We start from the raw sequence: 24,263 nt of genomic DNA, 5'->3' as shown, positions 1-24,263 counted from the left end.
GTTCCCATCCGCCCTTTGTTTTCGCTGCCCCGGAATGTAGCATCCATTGGTGAGCTGTCAACACACAAAACCTCACCATCAGCCAGCGGCGCTGGTTGCCCACCCGCGGGGCCTCGACGACCAGCACAATTGACCTCACCTCAGCACAACAACCCTCACCATCACCGACCCGGATCTTCCGTCAAACCGTTGCCAGTGTGGGCCCGCCTCGCGCATCTCTCGCCGCGCACAGCCAACCTCACCCAAGCACTGACGGGCAAAAATGTGCATATCAGACCTCACCTTGCTGCACAGCAGACCTCACCCCTGTCACACAGCGGCACTCACCTTCATGCACAGCGAACCTCACCTTTGGCACACTACACCTCACCTTTCCGGGGTTAAGGTGTTGAAAATAAACAAACTCCGAGGTCCCTGTTGGTTGGTCGGGTGGTTTACTTTTTAAAACAACAAACCAACCCGTCTTCAGAAAAGTTAGTTGTCGATGCTTCACGGAGGGTGAGGTTAATTGTGCAAGAACGGAAAATCTGTTGAAGGTGAGGTTGATTGTGCTACGCGTCAGTTCTGGCCGCATTGTTCCGCTCTCGAAGCCCTGGCTTTTGGGCTCACGCGCGCATAGGAAGGTGAGGTTGATTGTGCATCTCGTCTCGGGTCTGCCAAAATCATTGCCAGCCGGCGTCGTAATCAGAGGAAGGTGAGGTTGTTTGTGCAATTTCTGGCCGTGCGTGTTTTCGAGGCGTCACATTGTGCACAACGGACCTCACCATGTGCCGCAATTTTAAGCAAAGCCGTTTTGGCATAATGGCGTGCGTCTTCGAACGCGCACAAATGACCTCACCTTGCCGCCCCAGTCGGTGACGCTTAGACCGACTGCAGGCCCCTCTCCGCGACGGGATCGCAGCGGTTACGGATGCGCAGACATGTTGTGCTTCGGCTGCGATCGCACCGAAGTTTGACAAATCGTCGCGATGACGGTTGTTTTTTCGGAACTTCGCATGAAAAACAGCGCTTTATAGGGAAAATTTCAAGTGTTTCCTGTATTCTGAGGTTTATCGAAATTTTCGGATAAACCTCAGAATGGTGAAAACGAGCCAACTTCCTGCTGTAGATCGAACGGTTCCTCTTGAGCAGATTAGCCAGTTCGCTGAAAGGGTTTCGATTTTTACAGACGAACTGCGTGACACCATTCTCGCTCCCCGACCTCGAAAAGCTGCGCCTGTTTTTAAAACAGGGGAGATTGCGGAGATGTGCAACATCTCTCATTCGCAGGTCCAGTATCTCGCCACCAAGAGCGATGGCGAGTTGCCGCCCGGCACTGCCGCAGGCACCGGCCGCACCCGCACGTTCACGCTGGAAGAAGCGCGCATCTGGGTCCAGAAAGTCTCTGATATCTACCAGACGCCGCTCGTGACGGGAACGCGTGAACCGGAAGGCAAAATCGTCATAACGGCCCAGTTGAAGGGGGGCTCGGCGAAGACCACCACAACCATGTGCCTTGCACAGGGGCTGACGTTGCGTGGGCGCAAGGTGCTTGTCGTCGATCTCGACCCACAAGCCTCGCTATCTGAACTGTGCGGGTTGTACGCAGAAAAGGACGTCACGCCGGACGACACCGTGCTGCCGTACATCTACGATCAGGAAGTCGACGGCGGTCTGGAAGCAAGGGTTCAGTCGACGTACTGGGATGGGCTTGACGTGATTCCGGCGCACACGGAACTGATTGGTGCCGAGTTCCATCTGCCCGCGATGCAGAAGATGAAGCCAGGGTTCCGGTTCTGGACGGTACTTCGGCAGGGTCTTGAGCCGCTACGCAAACGTTACGACTACATCCTGATGGATACGTCGCCTTCGCTGTCGTACCTGAACCTGAATGCACTCCTGGCGGCCGATGCGATGGTCATGCCAATGGTTCCGGAAAACCTGGATTTCATCAGCTCGCTGTCGTTCTGGCGACTGTTTTCAGACGTGTCGAAGAGCTTCATCAAATATGAGCAGGACAAAAAATACGACTTTATCTCACTGATGCTTTCAAGAGTCGACTACGGACGTACGTCGTCCGCACCGATCGTGCGCGCATGGGCACAGAGCGCATACGAGAGCTGGCTGCATTCGATTGAAGTGCCGGCCAGTTCCGTGATGAGTACGGGAGCGCTGGCATTCTCAACGGTATTCGACGTCAGCAGTACCCACAGCGCGGCCAAATCGTTGCAGCGTGTACGACAGCCGCTTGTCGACTACTGCCGTTGGGTAGACGAAATCTATGCAGAAAAATGGAGGAACGCGCAATGAGTAACATGCGAGAGCAACTGCTGGCCAAGACGTCGGGTATCCGGGCGACTTCGTCGATCAAGGAAGATGAGGTCAAGCGCAGCAACCGGACGCAGACGGCGCCTGGCCTTGCCGGTGCGCTTGCCGTCGCGCAACTCCGTGTGCAGGAGCTGGAGTCCACTGGCGCGGCGACGCAACTGGCGGTCTCGGACATCGTGCCGAACCCCTGGCAGCCGCGAAGGGTATTCAACGAGGCGAGGCTCTCAGAACTGGCGGAGTCCATTCGTGAAGTCGGACTGATGCAGCCCATCGTGGTCCGTCGCTCCGACGATGTCTATCAGATTGTGGCGGGCGAGCGTCGGTGGCGCGCGCACAAGATGGTGGGACTCGACGCCGTGAAGGCTGTGGTCGTGGAGTGCTCCGACGCAGACATGGCCGTGCTGGCGCTGGTGGAGAACGTGAGTCGTGACGACCTGTCTGACTATGAGATCGCGATGTCTATCAGACAGACCGAGAAAGAATTTCCCGACCGTAAGCGGATGGCCGAGGCACTCGGGATGTCGCGCAGTGGGCTTTACCAGTTCCTCTCGTTTGAAAATCTGCCTGACTTCATCAGGAAAGATCTCGACATCCAGCCACGGCTGCTTGGCGGGACGGCCGCCCAGGCGATCGTTACGGCCATCAGGAAGTACGGGGACGATGGTGTGAACGCCGCGAAGGAACTCTGGCCACTCGTGGTGAAGGGCGACATGGACCAGGGGAAGGTGGCCGCGGCCATCAAGGCGTTGGCCACACGCCGGACTACGACGACGGATTCTGCAAGTGAGCGTAGCATCGACAAGTTCTTCGCCGGAAAGGAACATGCGGGTTCTATCACGAAGGACATCAACGGGATCACGGTGAAGATCAGGGCTGGTGTCCTCACGGACGCACAGGAGACACAGATCCGGGAGCTGATCAGCCAGATGTTCCACGCTCACCCCAAACCGAACTGAGGAACAGCGCATCCCTGAGTCGAGCCCGCTTCGCGCGGGTTTTTTTTCGTCCGGGCAACGGTGTGTCTAGACTCTAGACACACCGTTGCCCGTTTCTATATCCGACAGGGGATCTGCTCACCGCCGGATGCGGAGTGGCCCGTGCCGGAGAAGTGTCTAGAGTCTAGACAGATCTGTGGGATAGTCGTTGGGGCTCGCACTCGGAGAGGTTTCAAGGCGAGCCAACGTCGGCTCCCCTTCATCCACTCGCTGCCTCGTCCGCCCCGCTTCGGCATGCTGGCCGGTGGGGTGTGCGGACACGCGGAGTAGCCTGCCAACCCCCACAGACCGCGGCGATCGCGCCTTTGCTACAGTGTACTGTCCCGCCCATTGCACCATCTCGCCCTGATTCACGCGGCGAGTTCCGACAGCTTCCGGCGACTTACGGCAAGTCACCACGGCTCTAGACTCGGGGCGGTGACTGTGGGCCGACGTCCTCGCCCCGTGACGTAAGAACGGTTGGTGACGCACAACCGGTTGCACCCGGTACACAATCGCGCGGCCAAGACGACCGCGTTCTGCAACCGGTTGATCGTCTTCCTGGACACAGCGTGGTCGTCCCGGGCTCTGCACGACGCCTGATAGTACGCAGTTACGTCGAGTCAGGGCCGCGGTTTGACATGACCGTCCGACCGGGATTGGTGGCGCACCGCCTTGCTGTTCTTCCAGTTGATGCCGGGGATGATGGGCATCGAGTGTGAACGGTTGCTCGCCGACCTGCATACCGGATCACAGCGCGGGTTGGGCGTCAGCGCGAGGCACGGCGCCTGCCGGGGGCAGCACGTAACCTTCACATACTCGCGTGCAGCGGCGCGTCAATGGCCAGAGTTGCCGAATGACAGGGCCGGCCGTGGACCGCAGAATGCTTGCGTCATCCCCGTTACCTCGTGCATGTCTGGACCCTACCCGACCTCCACTGCCTGTCGCCGCGGGTGGCTGCTCCCGGCGCGCATGGCCTAAACGCTGTCGTCGGGCACGCGGCCTGCGGGGCAGCGCCACGCAGGGTGCGGGCCTTCCAACGCTGTGTAAAGGCTACGCAGGAAGCCGTCCGCGGAAGACGATAACGCATGGCCATCGGCACCTCTTCGTCCCGGCCGCGCGTTGCCAGGACGATGCGGGTATCCGTTCATGCGCGCTGGAACTGCCCAAGGGGCGAGTGGCCATCGACAGGCGGTCGAGGGGCGGGACATGCGTCCATTCCCACCACGCTCTCAGGCGCATTGTTCTTCCACGTTTGAGTCGGTCGACACGCGACAGCGGCGCCCTGAAACGTCGGCGGCGGTAGGTGACGTGTGAATGTGTCTAGACTCTAGACACGCAATCAGCGAGGTAAAAGGCTGGTGGTTTTGGAGAAATCCCGCCTTGACGTCGAGACGCGCGGGTGCCGGGTTGATCTTCATCCGAAGCGCACAGAGCCTTGTGCCGCAAGAGCCGCTACGTCCCGCCCGCTGATAGCGCGTCCTCGAAGAACCCATTAACGGCCTGGTAGCGTCGGGCGTCATTCCCTTTCGTATAGTGAGTGGTCGTGCTGAGGCCGGCATGCCCCAGATCCGTCTGCACGTCGCGTAGGTCACTGCCCGCATCGCGCGCGTGGTTCGCGTGCGTGTGCCGTAGTCCGTGGCTGCTCGCCCGTCGCAGATCGGCCGCGCCGCCTGGATAGGCAACTCGAGCTGTTGCGCGGCGCGCGTAACGATGCGCTTGCAGACGCGGGCTGGCGCGTCGGGTGTCAGTGGTCGGCTCGTTTTGTGATGGCCGATGAATGGAGTACCAACTGGCGCGGTCTGCAGCGTGCATGGCCCTGGCCGTACCTGCAGCGAGTCGCGATCGCCTGTATCAGCTGCACGGGCATCGGCACCAGCCGCTCGCGCCGGCCTTTGCCCTCGGACCTGCAGGGTCCATGCGTCGTCGAGCGCCTCGCGTGACAGGGCGCCAGTAGTGGCGGCCACGAGTTTCGCGCGGCGCAGCCCCGTCGCATCGGCCAGCAGCAGCGAGAAATAATCGCACTGGTCGGCTGGCGTAGGATCCGGCCGGCTGATCGGCTACAGCACGAAACGCCACTGTGCGTGCGTTAGGGTCCGGCCCGCCACGGCGCCCGCCCGCTTCGTGTTACCTACCTTAGGCAGGCCGTGGACCGGATTGACTGGCAGGTACTACTGCCTGATCAGCCAGCTGCGCATGGCCGACAGCAGCTTCCGGGCGATTTCACGGCCGCTGCCAGGGAGCGGCTTGGTGAAGGGCCGCCATGCCGGATCGAGTCGTTCCGCTTTGCCCTGGCCGACCCAGCGCCCGGCTGGCTGTGGATCGGCGAGAAACCGCTTGATGTACATGTCAAGGTCCAGTGTGTTCAGCGACGACAGCGGCTTGCGCCTGACGATGATTGACCACCGTAGCAACCGTTCCGCTTTGCGCCGGTTTGCAAACTATCCGCACCGCAGCCTGCGATCCACCCATGGATGCGTCGAGAGCGCGGTCGAGCGCGATCTGATGGTCGAGGTGTGGCCGCGGTTGAGGCCCTGCGAGCCGTCGAGTTCGGCCGGTAGCGGTATCGCCTGCAGTGATTCCAGCGGCATTACGTCAATCAATGTCCCCAGCCGGGGTGTCCGTGCGAGTGCCGGATGACCGGCCACGAACTGCCACCGCGGCGTGGTGGCAAGAGGCGACGGCTCGCCCTGTGACGCAGCATGCAGCGACAGCCAACCCGTGATGCGCTCTGCGCCTTTGGGACCGAGCCGCGGCACGGAGGTGTACCAGCGCTGCTGGCGGCGCCGGATCAGCGCCAGCAGGTCGGCGACGATGGTGAGTCCCGCGACGGCCAGCCGCGCCGCCACGACGGGCTCGAACCAGCAGTCGACTTGGTGGGCGGGATTGGGCGCCTCGGCGAGGTCCGATTCCATCCGGACATGCGCCGCCGGCTGGCGCACTCGTAAGCCGGCGTTGCGGGCGATCTTCCTGTCGACGCGCGGCGAACTCGCGGAGGGCCGCCTCGCCGTGGACGCCATCCGGGTCTACCTAGTCGCGGTACGCCTCGAGCGTCGGCACGTCGTCGCGGCCGTGCAGCTCGGCGGCAGGAATACTGCCCCGCTTCCGGCGCAGCAGGTGCGCGGCCTCGGTATCGCGCGCACGTCGAGCGGCGGCGGCCACCGCACCGCGCAAGGTCGCGATGCGCCATTGCCTGAGATGTAACTCCTCGACCGCCCCCCCGAGGTAGCCGCGATACAGCGTGACGTGCTGTCGGGTAAGCAGTATGCCGAGGGTGGCTTATGGATGCGTCGGCGGGTTTGGTATCGGACGCGCGATGGCAGGCGTGGGCAGCCGGTCGTTCCGGGCCGTCGTGCTCGCCCTGCCTGTCGATGAACGTGTGTAAGGGCGGATAGGCGTCCACAGCCCGGTCACGCCACGGTATGTCGTGATCCGGCGCCGCCGCGGCCCTGTCCGGGCATCCGATGATAACGAAATGGCTTTTCTGTGACAGGATTTTCGTCTGCCTCCGTCAAGAAGTAAAAATCCGAAACATCGGAGAGAATATTCTTTCATTATCCTTTCGCGACAGATTTTTGGTGGATGTTAACCTTCATAACTCAAAAAGGCCTCCGTATTTGCCTAAGGTCGGCGGATCTGTTCGGCTTTCCTGGCGCAGAGTAGCCATGGCAGAACTGGTTGCGATCAAGCGTCGTGGGTTAGTGATCGGGCGGCTCGGTGTGGCGCAGTTGGCCGAGGAATGGGGAAATACTCTGTCACCAGGATCCGCAGAAATTCGAGCGGGGTGGGGCCGAGTTGTTTTAGTTTTGACCGGTGCCCGCAGGGACTCTTTCATCCCCATCGCCACTCAGAGACTTGTGCGCTCCATTCCTATTTTTCGCTCTGTGAAACAATCATGCAAAGAAAAACGAAATGATATTATTGTTTTGATACAGGCATTTAGCTGTCCAACTTGAGGTAACGTTTCACGATAATCGAGCACGAAGTAGTGTTATTGCCCGTTGATGCAGGTTTTGTATGGGCGTCCGCACGATATGGCAAATTAGTAGTATTTGATACGTAATTTGTCGTGACCAACATGAAAGCGGGTGCCCCATCCGTGTGTGCACACCAGGATGCCTCCATGCACGAAACCCCGCAGGCTGGAAGGCGACCGTTAAGTCACTTCACCACGAAAGCCGGGGTGCCGCAACGAGGCTGCCGATTCCGGACAGATGACGCCTCGCGCTCGAGGAGGCAATGCGCAATCCCTTCGATCTCGAGTTTCTTGAAATCCGGGATAGATTCTGGAGTCGGAACTGGAAGCGGTATTAATCCAGAATTTGATGGGTTAATGCCGACCTTGGGGATAACTTTGACTTTGTGGGTCGGCAGCGCCGCCTACGATTGATGACACATGGTTCGTGTCGATCTAGTGTTTTCTCACCGTCTACTAAAATATTCGGCAACCATTGTCGTGCAGACTTCTCGAGATATGCACACTGCCGACACCTGCCAACATTACCGCCCGGCATTTGATGGTTGGGGCATCGTGATCCTTTGCTCCCTCGACCGACCAAGTCTCCCTCGCATCGGGTTTCTGTTCGCCAGGTCGTTGGTTTTGTTCCACTCTTCCTTCGGATTCCGCCTCACGACGACGTCCTTGCGGCTTCGCCAACCATAAGGCTGGATAGGGGACTTTCGCCTCCAGGGTGTCGCGCATGCTCGAAACGCAAAGGAAAGCCCGCCATGCCGCGGGCCGAATCCATATCAGGAGGACACAGCAACGCCCTTACCCATTTGGTCAATTCGCAAAGTAATTAGGCGAGATTGCCAGCGCTGTGGTTGCGTTTGTATACATGCATTGGGCATGTAACATTTCGTAACTGAATATCTGGGAAAACCGCGGTACCGTCAATGCTCGGACGAATCATGGTGCGGCGAGGTGCCCTGATGGCGTATGCGAAGCCCAACGAAGGCGGGAGATCGTCAAGAATCTGGCTCTTGCACCTCCCCTCGTTCGCACTGAGCTTGTTTTGGATCCCCGCAGGCGCGCTCTTGCTGATCCTGGGAATCTGGATCATCACGATCACCAGGATCCACACCGAAAAACTGGAGGCGCGCAGCGCGGTTTCTGAGGCGACCTCCCAAGTTGCAACGTCGTTTGTTGCGCATATCGACAAGACGGTGCATGACGCCGACGTTGCTGTGAAGTTGGTTAAGTATGAGTACGAGCGGTCTCCTTCCACCTTTCGTCTCGATACGCTGAAAGGGAAGGGGCTTGTTTCAGCTGACACCGCATTGCAGGTCACCGTCGTTGGACCAACCGGCGAGGTGTTGCAGACAACGACTCCAGACGTCAAGCCAATTAATCTGAGCGACAGGCCCCACTTCGTCGCCCACAAACGAGATCCCAATCTCGGTCTCTACATTAGCCAGCCAGTGCTCGGTCGACTGTCCCATCACTGGACGTTGCAGTTCACCCGTCGACTGAACAACCCTGACGGCTCATTTGCGGGCGTCGTCGTTGTCTCGGAGGATCCCAATTTTCTCACCACAGGCTTCTACCATCTCGACGCCGTCGGCGTGGGCGGCATGCTCTTGGTGATGTCCGACAATGGTTATTTGCTCTCACGCCTCGCAGCTGGTGTGTCGACGTCGCCTATAGGCACTCCGGCATCCGGGTATCGAGCAATGCTCAACGCAGGAGCTGACGCTCTCACCGATCCTGTCGATCACATGCGTCGCTTCGTCACGTACCTACATTCCACGCGTTTTCCGGTGGGCGTCATAGTCGGCATATCCGAAAACAATGCTCTAGCCGGATACAGGCACGCCAAGGATCTATATCTCCTGCTAGCGAGTGTTCTCACGGTCGTGTTACTGACGGCCGCAGCGATCATCACCGCGACGATGTCGCGTTTAGCCTTTGCCAGAGCGGACATGCAGCATCTCGCGGAAACAGACGCACTCACCGGTTTGCCCAACCGATACCTGCTGACGGAATCCCTGCGTCGGTGCATTGAGCGCGAAAATTCACTCGGCAGGCTGGCACTACTTTTTGTGGACCTTGACAACTTCAAGCGGATCAACGATGCGCTAGGTCATCAAATTGGGGATGAGCTGCTTCAGAATGTTGCGCGGCGTCTGGTGAACGTTTCTGGAGAGAAGTCGATCGTCGCGCGCGTCGGTGGAGACGAATTTGTGGTTCTCGTCGAGTGCACCGACGCCAAGGGTGTTGCACACCGTATGGCTCAATCCATCATCGACGCATTCGAGCTGGCGTTCGGGCTGCGTGGCAACAGCTACGTGATGCGAGTAAGCATAGGTGTCGCCGTCTACGAGTTCGGTTTCGATGCTGCCTATGATCTGCTGAGGCAGGCAGACCTCGCGATGTATGCTGCAAAGGAAAAGGGCAGATCAGCAAATGCAAGTCGATTCCATGCCTACACTCCGGATCTGTCAGTCCGCGCGATGCGGGACATCGAGCGGCAACAGGAATTGCAGTATGCAATCGAGAATCGCGAGTTTTTTTTGGAGTATCAGCCGATCGTGTCTCTGGATTCGGGAGAGACGCAGGGTATTGAAGCGCTTGTGCGCTGGCGACATCCAGAAAAAGGCGTCATCGCGCCAGCTGAATTTATCCCGTTTGCTGAAAGTACGGGTTTCATCATTCCCATCGGCGAATTGATTCTAGAGACAGCCTGTACCCAACTCAGTGAATGGCGAGAAGTCGATACGCGCCGGCTTTATATGTCTGTGAATGTTTCGGCCGCACAACTGGTTCACGGCGACCTCGTCAACGTGATACGTCGATGTCTCGAGCGGCATTCGATTGCCGCCCGACGGTTGAAAGTGGAAATCACAGAAACGGCCATCCTCGAAGACTCGGCTCTTGTCGGTCGGCGACTTCAGGAGCTACGACGGCTCGGGGTGAGGGTGATGCTGGATGACTTCGGTACCGGGTATTCGTCGCTTTCCCAACTGACCAATCTGATTGTTGACGGCGTGAAGATCGACCGGAGTTTCACGCAGGGCGTTCCTGGCAACAGGACAGCGCTGGCGACGTTCAGGAGCATAGTTTTCCTCGCGCGCAATCTTGGACTTTCCCTCGTGGTTGAAGGCGTCGAAACTGAGGAGCAGGCGAACTGGCTACGCCGCTTCGGGGACATCGAAGTGCAGGGCTTCTATTTTGGCAGGCCCATTGTCCCTGACAGAATGCGTGCCGGTCGGGCAGCGTAGGGCATTGCCATGCTGAAAGAAGTCGCCGACCGCGCAGACCGTTTCGGTGAGGTCATATTCGAGGTGGACGTCCACGTTTCGCGCGATCGTGTCTTATTGCGAATGCGGCAAACGAATGCAACCTGCTTGCTAGAACGACAGCTTATTAGGCGCGATGGTGCAACGTTTACGCAGGTCCTGTCGATCGACGAAGATGATACGTTGCTAGAGTTCGTCGCTGCGGATCCCTATGCCGATCATCTTCGGGCCCAGTATCAATGCATCGACCGACTTTACCGTGAACAACTGGCAAACCGATCGGCTCAGCCAGAATCAGGGCAGCCCTTACGTGATCCGCTCGACGAAATTTGTCACATCCGCGCTTCCACAAATGAGGGAGAGTTGATGAAGATCATGGGGCGCGTGGTACCGCAATTGGGTGGCCGCTCCTATACTTATCGCTGGTTACATGTACCTGACAGAACCAGAGCAATAACCGACCAGCGCTGCCTCATTGGGTGTCATCCTGGCTGGATGCACGCGTATATCAGCCAGCAGTGGTACAGGAAGGACCCTTCGCTCGACTACGCCTTGAGAAACAGTACATCGACGCTCGCCAGCGATATCGAGGCGCTCGGTGATGACCACCGGGCTAAAGATGTGGCCGCGCGCTATGGCTTTCGAAGCGCCGTAGTGTGTCCAGTGCACCGTCCCTCCGGTACAGTGATCGGCCTGCTGCAGATTGGCAACGGACTGCCCCAGCCGGAAGGCGAGCGAGTGCTCTGGCAGGACAGGCATCGCGTGCTGATGCGGGCGCTCGCGGATGAAGTGCTCAACTGGCATATCGACGCGCTGCGTGACGAGGAGGCAAGCAGGGTTGCTCTGGACAAGCGCGAGCAGGCTGTCTTGCGTCTTGTACGTGCGGGGCGAACAGCCTGCAACGTCGCAGACACGCTCGGCGTGTCGGAGCGAACTGTCTATGACATCTTTCAGAAAATCAACAGGAAGCTAGGCGTATCGCATATCACCCGCGCTGTCGCCATGGCCATCGACAAGGGGTTGCTTGACTGACTTACGCGATAGCGTTTGTCACGGTTAGCCTGAAACCATATCAAAAAATCGGTCGCTTGTGAATGTCAAAATCCGGTTGGTTCTGACATCGCGTTTTTGGCTAAAGTTGCTTCCACCGGACCTGATTATCCGCTTACAGCGGGATGCGGTCGCCTTTGTGGAACAGCTTTGATGAATCTCGCCAGATTAGGACAACTCATTAGGCATACAGTGCTGGTCATTGCTTTTGCGAGCGGACTGGCAGACGAGGTAGTGTATGCAGACCAGACATGGACCATCGCCTCCGACCACCCGGCGGATACAGTGGCGGGCAGAGGAGTTGAGTCCTTCGCGACGGCATTGGCTAGACAGACGGGAGGTGCTCTTACTGGCCGGATCGAATCCAGGGATATGGCTGCAGCAACCGATCTCGTGGCGGCGGTGCTCGGCGACAGCGTACAAGTCGCGGACGTGTTCGCTGGGACCCTGGCATCCTTCGATCCGATCTTCGAATTGCCGACGTTGCCTTTTATGGTTAACTCGGTCGAGGAGTCTGGACGCCTAGCATGCCTGGCGGGACCAGCATACCAACGTGCTCTGTCGCGTGCAGGGTTGCATCTGCTTTTCATATCCCCTTGGCCCCCCACCGGGCTTTGGACCCGTCAGCCCGTGGCAGCCATTGGAGACATCGCAAATCTTCGCGTACGGACATACGACAAATCTTCAGCTGCCGTCATGGGGCCGCTCGGGGCTCACGCAACTACGCTGCCCATCCGGGACGTCGAGTGGCAGTTGCACGTCGGTGGCATTGACGCAGTTTTGTCGTCGGGTGATGGGGCAGTGGGAAGGTCGCTCCAGGCGGATCTGTCGAATTTCAGTGCCATCTACTATGCATACCCCGTGTCATTTGTGGTGATGAGCCGGGCGCGCTACGACGTACTGCCAGAGAAAACTAGGCGTGAGCTTGACGAGGTGGCGATGAATGCGAGACGCGCGCAGTGGAGGTCCCTTCCTGCTCGGATTCAGGCGAACTACGCCGAAATGCAGCGAGCAGGAGTAGTCGTCAACTCAACATTCGATGCAGAGTTGAACATGCGGCTTCATAAAGCTGGCGAGGCGCGAGTTCGTGAATGGTTATCGCGAGGTTCACTCGGCGACGCCGGGATCATTAAAGCGTTTCAGAACCGGGAGGCGCCTGCGGCGCAAGACTCATGTCCACTCGATCTGATCGAAGTCGGTGGCACTATCCGCGGATAGCGGCATACGTGCGCTCGTGCGTGGCATTTTTGATTGTCTTCATCACGTATGGAGTGCTTATTGCCGTCGGTACGGTTCATTTGTCTAACGGCGAGCGCGCCGACGTTCTGTTGCCGTGGAGAGCGGGTGTAGCCGCTGAATGGGCTACACACGTTCGCGTGGACCACCAGTTATGCGAGTTCGACAACACCTTTATCGGTGACAGCATGGTTCGCACCGGTGGTAGCTGCGAGTCAGAACAGGAGTCGACAGATGATGTGCGCAAAAACAATTGATCTGAATGTTGACTTGGGTGAAGGGTTTGGACACGACAGCGAACTGCTCGAGTACGCCACGTCGGCCAACGTCGAGTGTGGATGGCATGCCGGCGATCCACTAACTATGCGCCGCGTCACGAATGAGGCAATTCACAGAGGTGTCGCGATTGGTGTGCACCAAAGTTTCCCAGACCGCGAGAATTTTGGCAGGGCGTGGATGACTTTGTCCCCTGATGAGGTATATGCGGGTGTGCAATATCAGACGGGAGCACTGGCTGCGGTGGTCGCCGGGCTTGGCGGCCGGCTCGCGCATGTGAAGCCGCACGGCGCGTTGTACAACCAGGCCGAGGAAGATGCAGATATTGCCCGCGCCATTGTGCGTGCGGTTCGGGACATGGATGTCGAACTGGCAGTGTTTGATCTCGCTGGCGGTCAACTCGTGCGTATTGCACGTGACGAAGGACTGGTTGCGATTGACGAAGGGTCTGCCGACCGGGCGTATATACGAGAGGGTAAGCTCGTTCCTCGTTCCTATCCGAATGCGGTACTTGAGACCGATGTACTGGCGTGCGAGCAGGCCATCGGTATGGCAGGTGATGGCCGGGTAAAAACGTTGGATGATACCTGGATCAACATCAACCCGAAAACGCTATGTCTGCACGGCGATGGACCGCACGCGGTTGAATTCACGAGGCGGATCCGTGCCTCGCTATCAAACGCAGGCATTCGGGCGCTCGCTTTTCGCGCGACACAATGCATTCTGGGAGACGTAAGTTGAGTAACCAAGGTCTTTCAGGAGGCAAGGTCAATAGCCTTTCGAACCAGAAGTGGATCGATCTGCCCGGTCTCCGAGGCACTTTGATAGACGAGCGCGACGAGTTTTGCCTTCTTCGCCGCGTTGATCGGCTCGACGGGAAGCGCGTTGTCGATTGCAATAAGTACGTGCCGCAACAAGTCCTCGTCTATGGAACCGTGGCGAGGCGCCCGCTTTCCGGTTACTAGGTATGTGAGGTCGAAGCCATGCGTCGCAAGAGCAGCTAGATAACCGACATCGGGTAGCCGTACAGACTGTTCGTAATTAAATTGCGCGCGACGACTGACACCGACAATTGACTGCATATCGCCCTGTGCTAGTCCTAGCCGTTCGCGTTCGGTAATTAGCCTGGCACCAAAAGTTTCTGGCATAAATGTGCCTAAATATTGACTATTGGCACAAACGTGCCTATATTGTATGAAATTGAACAACCTTGCTCAGTATAGGGGTGCTTGCATCCCATTCAAAACCCTTGAAGGGAAGCCTCGCAAGAGTTTGATCCGATGGCGCCTTCGCTGTGAGCTGGGCGAAGAAGCATGGGATACACCGCAATATCGTGAATGGAGTATCGGAAGAGCGCCTGAAGAGAAGTCATGTGCACGCAACGCATCGGCTTCGTTAGGAGTGGATGCTGGCGTCCAAGATCAGCTGAACACAGGCGCGTCAGTGCTGCTGTCGGACAAGCCGTCGGCTGGTCGCAAAGGGTAGGTGAGGTGGAACGGTCGGCATCGGCGTACGAGTTTCCGTGTCGTCCATAAAGCTTATTGAAACCTGCGAGGTCTGCAATGACTATAGTCGTCATCCTGTCTAGCGGCCGCGGGACATGAGGCAGAGGCAAGGGAGCGCGTTATGCTTGATTTCGCCGTGTTGGCTCAGCAATGTGCACCGATAGTTCACGCCACCACTATGGAAGCTGTGGTACGGACCGAATCCGGATTCAATCCTTATGCTATCGGCGTAGTCGGAGGCCATCTTGAGCGGCAGCCGCACGACCTTACTGAAGCTATCGCGACAGCTCATACCCTAGCTGCGCTAAGGGTCAATTTCAGTGTTGGCCTAACACAGGTCAATTCGGTCAACCTCGCACGCTACGGGCTGACTTACGAGACCGCTTTTGACCCGTGTGCGAATCTGCGAGCTGGCAGTGCGATTCTGCATGACTGCTACGACAGGGCAGTCGTAGCGAAGGGGCAAGGTGCCTTGGCGCTTCGGGCCGCAATCAGCTGTTACTACAGCGGCAATTTCACGCGTGGTCTCGTCGAGGACTATCGCGGCACTAGCTACGTTCAGCGCGTGGTCGCCGGCGCTCGTTCTTTGACTGACTCGACCGGTGTCGTTCCCGCGATACGTCTTGTTACGAAGCGCATGCCCGATGCACAGTTAGGAGATGGACCCGGAACCATCCGGATCCCCGACATCAAGAAGACCCTCAGCCCTGGCAGTAATCGCAGCGAGTCGCACCCCGCGTGGGATGCCTTTGGCGACTACCAATGCGACGAAGGAACGTGCAAGTGATAAAACCGCCCGGGCGGTAAATTCAACCCAATGGAGGAGTCAATGTATCACGATAAATCCAGACTTATTAAATTAGTACGACGCAGTAAATGTGTATTTTTCAGAAAATTGCGACGGTTTGTCGATGCGCTATACATGGCATTGCTGCTCGGAGCAATCGTTGGCCCGCAACGCGTGCTTGCAGGGGGCGGTCTGGATTCGGCGACGCAGGGAGCGAACACATTCAGGATCTGGCTTTACACCTTCCTCGGGGTCTGCGCATCGTGTGTGCTGCTATGGAAAGGGGCCGAGTGCTGGGCGGATCGCGCGCACTGGAGCGAATTCATCACACTAGGCGGCAAGGTCGCGGTGGTGGGTGCCGTGGTTGGTGTGCTTGCTCCCTATCTGTGGAACCTGTTTACCTGAGCATCTGCCATGCTGGACGAAAAAGCTCGCTATCCTGGCTTCAACGGTCTTGGCCGCACGGCGACAATCTGGGGCGTTCCCTACATGGCGATGTTGGTGGTGGTCGTATCGTCGATGTTCGCGGGTGTGCTCATCGCCTTCATAGTCGGTCCTGGTGGACTTCTGTTCGTGTTTCTCGGTGTGCCGGTGCTGATGTACTTCAAGCACGTATGCGAGACGGACGATCAAGGTCTACGAATTATGTGGCTCGAGATGCGCTGCCGCGCCTATTTCTGGACACTGAAGCTTCGTGCGTTGGTCAACTCCAGGCGAGCGGCCCCCCGTTTTGGCAACACTGTAACGCTCGCACCGCTACGCTATGGTCGACAGCGCCGGGTCTATCGGGATTTCTTTAAACCGTCGCCACGCGGCATGAGTCGCCTGCGCGAGCTTGAGCCGGAAGAGTCATGACACGCAAGCCTGGAATTTCGAGTGACGTGCTCGGCAGCCTCGGTGCAATCGAAGACTGGATGCCGAAGTTTGGTCATCCGGTTAAGAAACACGTGCAACATCTTGAGGGAAACCGCTTCATGGTGACGCTCGTCGAGCGCGGCGTGCCGTTTGAGGTACATGAGAACGTCGCGATCGAGCGAATGTTCGACCGCGACACCGATACGTACAGCAAGCTGGGGCGTGATCTTGGTGGACGCCTGGGTTACCACGCGACCTTTACCCGCCGGCTGGTGAAGTTTGGCCGGAATTACAGATTCAATCCACGTTTCATGCAGTGGTTCTCGAGGGAGTATGTCGGCCGCTTTAATGAAGACAGGTTTTACGAAAACCGCTACTACCTGTCGTTGATCCTGAAATACGACGACTTTGACGATGGACTGAAGGAAATCGAATCGCTCGCACAGCAGTCGCTGCTGCACCTGGTGGACTATGAGGCTGAACAGCTGGAGGTGTACGAGCGTCAGCACATGAACGGCACAAAGATGCTGTTCTCAAAACAGTACAGTTTTGTGAGCGATCTGGTCAACGCAACCTGGACTGATGTGCCGGTCGCAGCCGAACCGGGTACCGACGTCATCCCGTCCAGTTGGCTTCACTTCGGTTACAACACTGTGGCCATTCGTGGGCCGGGAGTCACGCCGTTGCGCCAGTATGCGACCTGTCATGATTTGCGGGGTTTTCCAGACAAACCAGGCTGGGGACAGTTGAACCCACTGCTGACGCTGCCGATGGAATTTACCATCACGCAGTCGTTTAACTGCATGACCGGGTTCGAAGCCAACCGCACCGTTGATTCCGCGATCAACAAACTGGAATCGGCCGGTGACAAGGCGAAGCATCAGGTCAAGGAAATGCGAGAGGCTCAGGGATACGTCAACACGGGCGAACTGAGTTTCGGTGAGTATCACGGCGCGGCCGTGATTTATGGTGAAACGGCCAAAGAAGCGATCGCGAATGGAGATTTGTTCGTGTCCCGCTCGCTGAACGAGTGCGGCGTCGAATGGATGACTGCCACGGGCTCGGCGCCGTTCACATATTTTTCCCAAGTGCCTGGCGCGAAGGTAAAACCACGGCCGAAGGTTCAGTCGTCGCGAAACTTCGCCGCGATGCATGCGTGCCACGACTACTCGACCGGCAAGGCTGAAGGCAACCCGATCGGTGACGGTTCGGCAATCATTCCGTTTCGCACCAGTGCCGGCAACGTCTTCAATTTCAACTTTCATGCGACGCGTCTGGGCGACATCAACGTAGCAGAAAAGCTGGCCGGTCATTTCGAAGCCAAAGGAACAACGGGCACAGGCAAAACGACTCTCATCGCTGCTGCCATCGGCATGCTGCTCCGGTTCGAACCGCTGCTGTACGTGCTGGACAAGGGCCGGGGGTGGGAAGTCTTTGTTCGCGCCATGGGCGGTGTGTACGTGTATCTGGAAAAGGGCAAGCCTACAGGTTGGGCGCCGTTTGAGCTCGCCGATGCGCCCGAGAATCGCGAGTTTCTCTACGGTCTCGTCGAACTGTGTGGCCGCAGGAATGGTGTCGACCATCAGGGCAAGCAGATCCGGATCGACCTGAGCGCCGCGGAGAAAATGCAGTGCCGCAACGCTGTTGATGCTGTGATGGACATCGAAGACGTGCGTCTGCGCCGCTTCAGCCTCTTGCTGGACAGCATTCCAGATGAGGGCGATGACTGCCTGCGCGCCCGACTATCGATCTGGTGCAAGTCGGAAGCGGGGCGTTTCTGGTGGGTATTCGACAACCCGCCCAACCTGTCGCTGAACATGAGTGGACAGCGTTGCATCGGCTTCGACGTCGAGACGTTCCTTGTCGAGAACTACGAACCGTCTGAACCCGCGTTCGCCTGGCTGTTCCACCTGAAGACGCTGATGCGCCGTGATGGTCTGTTGATGGCGACGATCATCGAGGAATACTGGCTGCCAATCCGGTTTCGCACGATCCGTGAACAGATCGAAGAGACGCTCGCGAGCGGCCGCAAGGAAGGTGAGTTCATCGGGCTCGTCACGCAGCAGCCAGAGCAGGCTCAAAAGGCTGCAGACCTGTATCCGGCGTTGCGCAGCCTCATTGCTACCAAAATCTATCTTGCCGACCCGGCTGCCGAAGAAGCGCCCTATCTGCGCGATGGCATGACGCGAAAGGAATTCCGGGAGTTCAGGAAACTCACGGCCCAGTCGCGCTGCTTCCTGATAAAGCAGGGCAACCAGTCGGCCTTCGCCAGTTTCGACCTGAGTGGCCTTGATGATGCGATCGCGGTCTTCTCGGGCGACCGGGAGAACGTGCTGATGCTCGATGAAGTACGCGCTGAGATGGGCGACGACCCGGGTGCGTGGCTGCCGGTGTATCTCCTGCGCGTGTTCGAACGCAGGCAGCGAACTCGTCTGACCGCAAAGCATGGCGCCGACGAGCAACTGTGGGCGGAAGAGTTGCATGACGCGCTCGGGCGTAAACGCTTGGAGCTGGCTGCGATTTATTTGACTGCAAATGTTGAGATGACCAACGAGCCCCTTGTCTGAACGTCTTACGTGATGGAGGAATCCATGAAATCCAACCTCGCAGTGCCGACTCAGTATCGGGCCATTCCGCCTCGCGTCATCATGGTAGCGACAGTCTTCTGCGCCGCGGCGACTGCGCACGCCCAGGGGGTTCCCACCATCTCGCCGGCCGAGCTTGCACAGCAGATGGTGATGGTACGGCAGCTTATCCAGCAGGTCCAGAATCAGGAGGCGCAGTACCAGGCACTTACCGGCAACAGTAGCCTCGGTCTGATCAGCAACAATCCCGCACTGCGCAACTATCTGCCCGAAGAATGGCAGGACATCTACATCCAGGCGAAGGCCGGGGGGCTTTCGGGCGTCAGCTCGTCGATGCGGATCATCGAACAGCAGGAAGGCATGACAGGCGCGGCAACCGCTGGCCAGCAACGCTATTACGACACGCTGGCGACCAACAAGGCGATGAACGAGCAGGCATATACCGCGATCGTGGCGCGTTTCAACAACATCCAGTCGCTCATGCAGCTATCGAATATGACGCAGGATCCTGCACAGAAGGCCGACCTGCAGAACCGTATAGCGGCCGAAGAGGCAATGGTCACGAACGACCAGACGCGACTGCAGGTGACGGCACGGTTGCAGGAAAACGAAATCAGGCTTGCCCAAGAGCAACGGGACCGCGAATTCAAGAACTCTTTCCTCGGAGGACCCAATGACCAATAAGGCACTTCTGTCGACCATCATTGGCCTCCTGATCGCGATCGCAGGCTACCTTGGTTATCTCGCATGGGATCGCCATCAGCACAACATGCAGGAGGCAGCCGAACACCGGCAAGAGCTTGAATTTAAGGCGCATCTGCTCGGGACCACCCCTGAAAAGCTTGAACAGGAAGAAACGCCGGAACAGAGGCAAGCCGACAAAGAGGCAAGTGAAGTTGTCAGGAAGGCGATGCAGCAGTAGTGCGATTCCATGGGAGCACCGTTATGTCCTATACACCGATCACCACGACGATCTTTTCGGATATAACTGCGGATTTTGATGCGAACGTACTGACGACCATAACGTCCGGATCCACCCGCATCATAGGATTGATATCGCCGCTCATGGCTGTGTGCTTCAGCATCTATGTGCTCCTGATTTGCTGGACGTACTGGCAGGGACGCAATGACGAACCAATCAACGATTTCCTCATGCGCATGGCGACCTGGGCATTCATCCTGACATGCGGAATGAACATTCAGTTCTACACGACCTACATCGTGCCGTTTGCCAACGGTCTCGGCGAAGAACTGGCGAGTGCGATTACGGGGCAGTCGAACCCGATTTCAGGTCTGGATAGTCTGCTGAGTGCGTACATCAATGCGTGTGCTCAGATTTACGACAATGCTCACAATTTCCAGATCATTGGCGCTGTGTGGGTGATCACTGTGATGGTCATCTTCGCAACGCCATTTATGGCACTTGCCGTTGCCTACATCATTCTCGCCAAATTCGCCCTCGAGCTGCTGCTCGCTCTTGGCCCCCTGTTTATTTCAGCAGCGCTCTTTCCTCCCGTTCGGCAATTCTTCTGGAACTGGGCGGGACAGTGTCTCAATTACGCTCTCCTCGTGAGTCTTTTTGCCGGCGCTGGCGCGATCGAGGTCGCTTTCGCACAGAAGATTGCACCGGCCGGTTCCTCCTTTCCGACGATGAAGCAGGTGGTCGAGATTGATGCAATGGGCCTGGTGTTTTTCATCGTCGCACTAAATCTCCCCGGACTGGCGTCGGCGCTCGCGAGTGGAATCGGCATTTCGACTATGACTGGCAAGCTTGGAACAGTTGGCCGAGCCCTTATGGCCGGGGCGAGGAGGGGTGGCAGTGGTTCGTCTAAGACTGGCGGTTCGATTGCCGAGGCGTAGGAGGTAATGTGAACCCTTTAATGACACGGATGATTCGCTGGTGGCTGCTCGCGGTCTGCTGGTTGACGTTTGCCGGATTTGCTCTGTCAGTGCTGTCCAACGTGTGCGGGTACTTTGATCATTGCTTCCACTGAGAAACGAAAGGAGAAGGGAGAGATGAACAACCAATGCAATGGTGCTCGCTCACCGGGAGTGATTCGTGTGCTGGGCGGGGTAGTGGTGATCACACAACTAGTCGCTTGCAGCTCGCCACCTAAACCACCTGAACCAACTGGTCAGTGGGTCCCTGTCAACCAGCCAGCGGCGCAGCTGAGCCGTACGGAATCGAAGTGAGGACGCAATGCCGGCACGGATCAGACAGTGGTTTGCCGCGATGGACCCCGGAAGCAGACGTAAGCTAAAAAGTTCCGAGACCATCTGTCATGCGCAGTCGTCGGCGAACGTCACTGCAGACGAGCGTGACGCTGTAGCGTGGTATCTGAAACAGGCACAGGATTTCGAGCGTTCAAAAGTACAGGCCGCCGAAGAAAAGGCGCGGATCGCGGATCGACGCTCGATCCTGTCTGGCAGTGTTGCACTTGCTGCTGTTTTTGGCATGGGAGCTTTAGGACTACTAAAGCGACCGAATCCACCCGCCGTGCTGAGGATCAATGATGCCACTGGCAAAGTAGACGTTCTGCCCACTACGGCCAACGGCCATGTGTCCTTCACGGAAAAAACGGACCGTCACGACCTGCACATATACGTCGAGTTACGCGAAAGCTACGATTGGGAGACGATCCAGGATGCGCACAGTGCCGTCATGCTGATGAGCGACGATCAGGAGAAAAGTGCCTACGACACGTTCATTCGCGGAGCAACGGGGCCACTCAAGATGCTCAAGGACAAATGGCGTGTGATTGCAAAGGTGGGGTCGATCACCTTTGTCGGCTCGACCGCGCAGGTTTTCTTTTCCCGCCAGGCCATCCCACTAAACGTCGCGACCCGGCGTCCCGATCCGACGTACTGGATCGCGACGGTCGCCTTCGCGCGCGTGAACGTGCCCGAAAAGCAGGATGAGCAGGACATTGACCCGGATGGCTTTCGCTGCACGAGCTACACGGCTACCCGGGACTGGACGCGTGCGCCTGCCGACGCGACACCCGATGGCGCGGCGTCGGGTGCAGCCACTGCGCCGCCGGCCGGGGGCGGGACATGACGGTGTGTCCGCTGGATCTACTTCTCACCCGGCCTTCGGTTGCGCTTGTCGTATTCGTGGCGACGGGCACGTGCGCTTTTGCGCTCGATACGCCGCGTAGCTGTGGAGCGGACCCGCATGTGCAGTGCGCTTCGTACGATCCTGACCAGGTGTACCGCGTCGCAACCATGCCCGGGCGTGCAGTGATGATCCAGTTCGAGCCTGGGGAACACATCATCGATCACGGAGCGGGCATCGGCGACGCAAAGGCATGGCACATGGCGATGAACGACAGCGGCGCGCTGCTGAAGCCTGGCGCGATGCAGCCAGAAACGAATCTGGTGCTCGTGACCAACCGACGGACCTACACGATATCGCTCGCTGACGTGTCGGCATCGCAGCCGGCCACGTGGGTATTGCGCTTCGACTATCCGGATACGCGCGCGAAGGCGTCGGCCGCACAACTCAAGCGTCAGCAGGCTGTGGCTGAGGCGCTCGGTGGCGCTCAGGCAAGAGTTCCGACCCCGGCGGCGCCAGCCGTCACCGCGTCGGCGAGTGCAACGACGTCTCCGACCGCGGCAGTGGGTGCAGTGGTCAAGACGTCGGCTTCGGGCGGCGACATGAACATGCAATACATGATGCGCGGCGATCGCGCCATTGCGCCAACGGCCTTGTGGGACGACGGGCGCTTTACCTACTTCAAGTATGCGACTGCGCGGGACCTGCCCACCATTTTTACGAAACTCCCGGACGGCGGCGAAGCGACGGTGAACTTTCACATGGAGGGCGATACGGTGGTTGCGCATGAGGTCTCCAGGGAATTTGTGATTCGTTACGGCCAGTCGGTATTGGGCATCCGCAATGACGGCTACGCGCCCGATGGCCGTTACAACGCGTCCGGCTCGTCCCTGCCAGGCACCGCGCGTCTGTCGCGTGAACGTGCTGGATCCGGCACCGCCAGGCCTGGTAGCTGATGACGGATGAAAACACCATGACCGAACCCAATGAACTCTCGAACGCTTCACCGCACGACACCGGACCTCAGGCATCTCAGGCGTCACTTGATCTGCCGGGACGCCGCAAGACGCGCGTCGGCAAGGTGCGGCTTGCGCTTGTCGCGCTGGCCATGATTGCGCTGGGCGCCTCGGGCGTGACGATCTACCTGCAGCGCATCTTCCAGCAGCATCAGGACGCGAAGCAGGCAGCGCTGAACAAACCGAAAGATTCGGCGAGCCGTGAAACGGGCGCAGATCTCGAGTCACAGAAGGCGCGCATCAAGCGAGACGAACAGGAACGGGATCGCGAGGCTTCGGATGCGGCAGCGGCGGCGGCTGCCGCATCAGCCGCGCGATCGAACCTTGCCACGCCGGCTGGCGCGGCCTCGCAGCCTGGGGTTACCGGCATTCAGATGACCACCAGCAGCCAGCCGCGACCGCTCACGCCGGCGGAGCGACGCCTGCGCGGCAGTGTCCTGGCGTCGCGATCCGATGATGCAGGCTCAGCTCGCACAGACGGGGCTGACGGCAGCGACCCCGTTGCGTCCGACGAAGGGCGCGGCGGTTCGGGCAGTGATAGCGATGCCGGATCCGGCAGCGGCTTCGCGGGCATGGCGAAGTCGATGGGTCTGTCGGCGCTGCGCGGTGCACCCGGGCAGGGCGCCGGTGGCAATACATATGGCAATTCAGAAGGCACTGCAGGTGGAAGCAAGATCAACGGTAGCAGCAGCGACAGCAAGGGCACCTCGTTCGACCAGTCCCTGCAGCCTTCGAAGCTGCAGCCGATGCAGGCGTCGTTTCGTCCGGACCGGCACTACCTGATCAGCCGTAACACGATGATCCGCTGCGGACAGGCCACGGCGATCCGGACCGACCGGCCCGGCCTGATCGGCTGCCCGATCGCACAGAATGTCTGGTCGGACGACGGCACCACCTTGCTCGTTCGCAAGGGGGCGCTGGCCAAGGGTGAGCAGCGCGACGCCGTGATCCAGGGGCAGGGCGTCATCGGTGCGATATGGGATGAGATCGACGATGGCGACGTCCGCATTCCGCTGAATTCGCCAGCGACTGATCCGCTTGGCGCGGCGGGAATTCCGGCCTACGTCGACGAACACTTCTGGCTGCGCTTCAAGGGCGCACTGATGGTGAGCCTTATCGGAGACTTCGGTCAGGCACTTGCCAACAAGGCGATCGGAGCGGGACAGACGATCACCTTTTCGAACAGTTCGAACGCGACGCAGGATGTGGCCGCCGAGACGCTGCGCAGCACCATCAACATCCCGCCGACCGCCTATTCGAACCAGGGCTCGGTGATCAACATCTTTGTTGCGCGCGACGTTGATCTGCGCGGTGTCTACCAGAACGTCGGTCTCGACGGAAACGAGATTGAACAGACGAACCAGCGATGAGGACGAGA

General features: G+C 58.6%; 23 protein-coding genes. 19 read left to right on the top strand and 4 right to left on the bottom strand.

Annotation, left to right across the window (positions count from 1 at the left end):
• The first annotated feature begins 1,077 nt into the window (after positions 1-1,077).
• Together C2L65_RS45340 and C2L65_RS45335 are read left to right on the top strand one after the other, a co-directional pair.
• Complete coding sequence (locus C2L65_RS45340; RefSeq protein WP_042309108.1) at positions 1,078-2,289, top strand: ParA family protein; 1,212 nt, start codon at positions 1,078-1,080, stop codon at positions 2,287-2,289.
• Complete coding sequence (locus tag C2L65_RS45335) at positions 2,286-3,263, top strand: ParB/RepB/Spo0J family partition protein (RefSeq protein WP_042309169.1); 978 nt, start codon at positions 2,286-2,288, stop codon at positions 3,261-3,263. The genes C2L65_RS45340 and C2L65_RS45335 overlap by 4 nt, the downstream gene beginning before the upstream one ends.
• A 1,473-nt stretch (positions 3,264-4,736) precedes the next feature.
• Here C2L65_RS45335 and C2L65_RS45330 read toward each other — a convergent pair.
• The 3 genes from C2L65_RS45330 to C2L65_RS45320 all read right to left on the bottom strand — a co-directional run bounded on the left by C2L65_RS45330 (position 4,737) and on the right by C2L65_RS45320 (position 6,196).
• Positions 4,737-5,096 carry a site-specific integrase gene (locus C2L65_RS45330; RefSeq protein WP_081921021.1) on the bottom strand — a complete coding sequence of 120 codons (360 nt, stop codon included), beginning with the start codon at positions 5,094-5,096 and terminating at the stop codon, positions 4,737-4,739.
• Between the two features lie 356 nt (positions 5,097-5,452).
• Positions 5,453-5,629: a hypothetical protein gene (locus C2L65_RS45325; RefSeq protein WP_156132305.1), complete on the bottom strand. Its 177-nt coding sequence runs from the start codon at positions 5,627-5,629 to the stop codon at positions 5,453-5,455.
• Between the two features lie 93 nt (positions 5,630-5,722).
• The gene (locus tag C2L65_RS45320; RefSeq protein WP_052426887.1) at positions 5,723-6,196 is read right to left on the bottom strand and encodes a phage integrase family protein; all 474 of its coding nucleotides are present in this window, start codon (positions 6,194-6,196) and stop codon (positions 5,723-5,725) included.
• 40 nt (positions 6,197-6,236) lie between these two features.
• Here C2L65_RS45320 and C2L65_RS45315 point away from each other — a divergent pair, with 40 nt between their 5' ends.
• The 7 genes from C2L65_RS45315 to pxpA all read left to right on the top strand — a co-directional run bounded on the left by C2L65_RS45315 (position 6,237) and on the right by pxpA (position 13,823).
• Complete coding sequence (locus tag C2L65_RS45315; RefSeq protein WP_052426886.1) at positions 6,237-6,485, top strand: hypothetical protein; 249 nt, start codon at positions 6,237-6,239, stop codon at positions 6,483-6,485.
• Between the two features lie 461 nt (positions 6,486-6,946).
• On the top strand, positions 6,947-7,237 hold the full coding sequence (locus C2L65_RS46065; RefSeq protein ID WP_156132304.1) for a hypothetical protein: 291 nt from the start codon (positions 6,947-6,949) through the stop codon (positions 7,235-7,237).
• Between the two features lie 1,081 nt (positions 7,238-8,318).
• Positions 8,319-10,502 (top strand): bifunctional diguanylate cyclase/phosphodiesterase, encoded by a 2,184-nt coding sequence (locus C2L65_RS45310; RefSeq protein WP_233446753.1) that lies wholly within the window; start codon positions 8,319-8,321, stop codon positions 10,500-10,502.
• Positions 10,503-10,511: 9 nt separating this feature from the next.
• Complete coding sequence (locus tag C2L65_RS47025; protein WP_233446752.1) at positions 10,512-11,552, top strand: helix-turn-helix transcriptional regulator; 1,041 nt, start codon at positions 10,512-10,514, stop codon at positions 11,550-11,552.
• Between the two features lie 171 nt (positions 11,553-11,723).
• Positions 11,724-12,788 carry a TRAP transporter substrate-binding protein DctP gene (gene dctP, locus C2L65_RS45300; RefSeq protein WP_042309106.1) on the top strand — a complete coding sequence of 355 codons (1,065 nt, stop codon included), beginning with the start codon at positions 11,724-11,726 and terminating at the stop codon, positions 12,786-12,788.
• A 20-nt stretch (positions 12,789-12,808) separates the two neighbouring features.
• Positions 12,809-13,063 (top strand): hypothetical protein, encoded by a 255-nt coding sequence (locus C2L65_RS46060; protein ID WP_158660449.1) that lies wholly within the window; start codon positions 12,809-12,811, stop codon positions 13,061-13,063.
• Positions 13,044-13,823 carry a 5-oxoprolinase subunit PxpA gene (gene pxpA / locus C2L65_RS45295; protein ID WP_042309163.1) on the top strand — a complete coding sequence of 260 codons (780 nt, stop codon included), beginning with the start codon at positions 13,044-13,046 and terminating at the stop codon, positions 13,821-13,823. The genes C2L65_RS46060 and pxpA overlap by 20 nt, the downstream gene beginning before the upstream one ends.
• Positions 13,824-13,837: 14 nt before the next feature.
• On the opposite strand, the gene C2L65_RS45290 is transcribed toward pxpA, so the two are convergent.
• Positions 13,838-14,230 (bottom strand): helix-turn-helix domain-containing protein, encoded by a 393-nt coding sequence (locus C2L65_RS45290; protein WP_042309104.1) that lies wholly within the window; start codon positions 14,228-14,230, stop codon positions 13,838-13,840.
• Positions 14,231-14,708: 478 nt separating this feature from the next.
• On the opposite strand from C2L65_RS45290, the gene C2L65_RS45285 reads away from it, so the two are divergent.
• The 10 genes from C2L65_RS45285 to C2L65_RS45235 all read left to right on the top strand — a co-directional run bounded on the left by C2L65_RS45285 (position 14,709) and on the right by C2L65_RS45235 (position 24,255).
• Entirely contained in the window at positions 14,709-15,374 is a 666-nt protein-coding gene (locus tag C2L65_RS45285; protein ID WP_042309102.1) for a lytic transglycosylase domain-containing protein, read from the top strand.
• A gap of 42 nt (positions 15,375-15,416) precedes the next feature.
• Positions 15,417-15,779, top strand: a complete 363-nt coding sequence (locus tag C2L65_RS45280; protein ID WP_042309162.1) for a hypothetical protein — start codon at positions 15,417-15,419, stop codon at positions 15,777-15,779.
• 9 nt (positions 15,780-15,788) lie between these two features.
• Positions 15,789-16,229 (top strand): VirB3 family type IV secretion system protein, encoded by a 441-nt coding sequence (locus C2L65_RS45275; RefSeq protein ID WP_042309099.1) that lies wholly within the window; start codon positions 15,789-15,791, stop codon positions 16,227-16,229.
• Entirely contained in the window at positions 16,226-18,796 is a 2,571-nt protein-coding gene (locus tag C2L65_RS45270) for a VirB4 family type IV secretion system protein (RefSeq protein ID WP_042309098.1), read from the top strand. Before C2L65_RS45275 ends, C2L65_RS45270 begins: the two co-directional genes overlap by 4 nt.
• Positions 18,797-18,820: 24 nt before the next feature.
• Complete coding sequence (locus tag C2L65_RS45265; RefSeq protein ID WP_042309160.1) at positions 18,821-19,498, top strand: TrbJ/VirB5 family protein; 678 nt, start codon at positions 18,821-18,823, stop codon at positions 19,496-19,498.
• The gene (locus C2L65_RS45260; RefSeq protein ID WP_042309096.1) at positions 19,488-19,736 is read left to right on the top strand and encodes a hypothetical protein; all 249 of its coding nucleotides are present in this window, start codon (positions 19,488-19,490) and stop codon (positions 19,734-19,736) included. The genes C2L65_RS45265 and C2L65_RS45260 overlap by 11 nt, the downstream gene beginning before the upstream one ends.
• Positions 19,737-19,759: 23 nt before the next feature.
• A complete protein-coding gene (locus tag C2L65_RS45255) occupies positions 19,760-20,674 on the top strand; it encodes a TrbL/VirB6 family protein (protein WP_042309094.1) in 915 nt (304 codons plus the stop codon).
• 340 nt (positions 20,675-21,014) lie between these two features.
• Entirely contained in the window at positions 21,015-21,872 is an 858-nt protein-coding gene (locus tag C2L65_RS45245) for a VirB8 family type IV secretion system protein (protein ID WP_042309092.1), read from the top strand.
• Positions 21,869-22,825 carry a TrbG/VirB9 family P-type conjugative transfer protein gene (locus tag C2L65_RS45240; RefSeq protein WP_042309090.1) on the top strand — a complete coding sequence of 319 codons (957 nt, stop codon included), beginning with the start codon at positions 21,869-21,871 and terminating at the stop codon, positions 22,823-22,825. Before C2L65_RS45245 ends, C2L65_RS45240 begins: the two co-directional genes overlap by 4 nt.
• Positions 22,825-24,255, top strand: coding sequence for a TrbI/VirB10 family protein (locus tag C2L65_RS45235; protein ID WP_081921014.1), 1,431 nt, complete (start codon positions 22,825-22,827; stop codon positions 24,253-24,255). The genes C2L65_RS45240 and C2L65_RS45235 overlap by 1 nt, the downstream gene beginning before the upstream one ends.
• The last annotated feature ends 8 nt before the right edge of the window (positions 24,256-24,263 follow it).

Origin of the sequence: Paraburkholderia terrae (genome assembly GCF_002902925.1) — a bacterium.
Classification (GTDB): Bacteria; Pseudomonadota; Gammaproteobacteria; order Burkholderiales; family Burkholderiaceae; genus Paraburkholderia; species Paraburkholderia terrae.
Note: the sequence above shows the minus strand (reverse complement) of the source record. Positions and strands in the feature narration are given on the sequence as shown.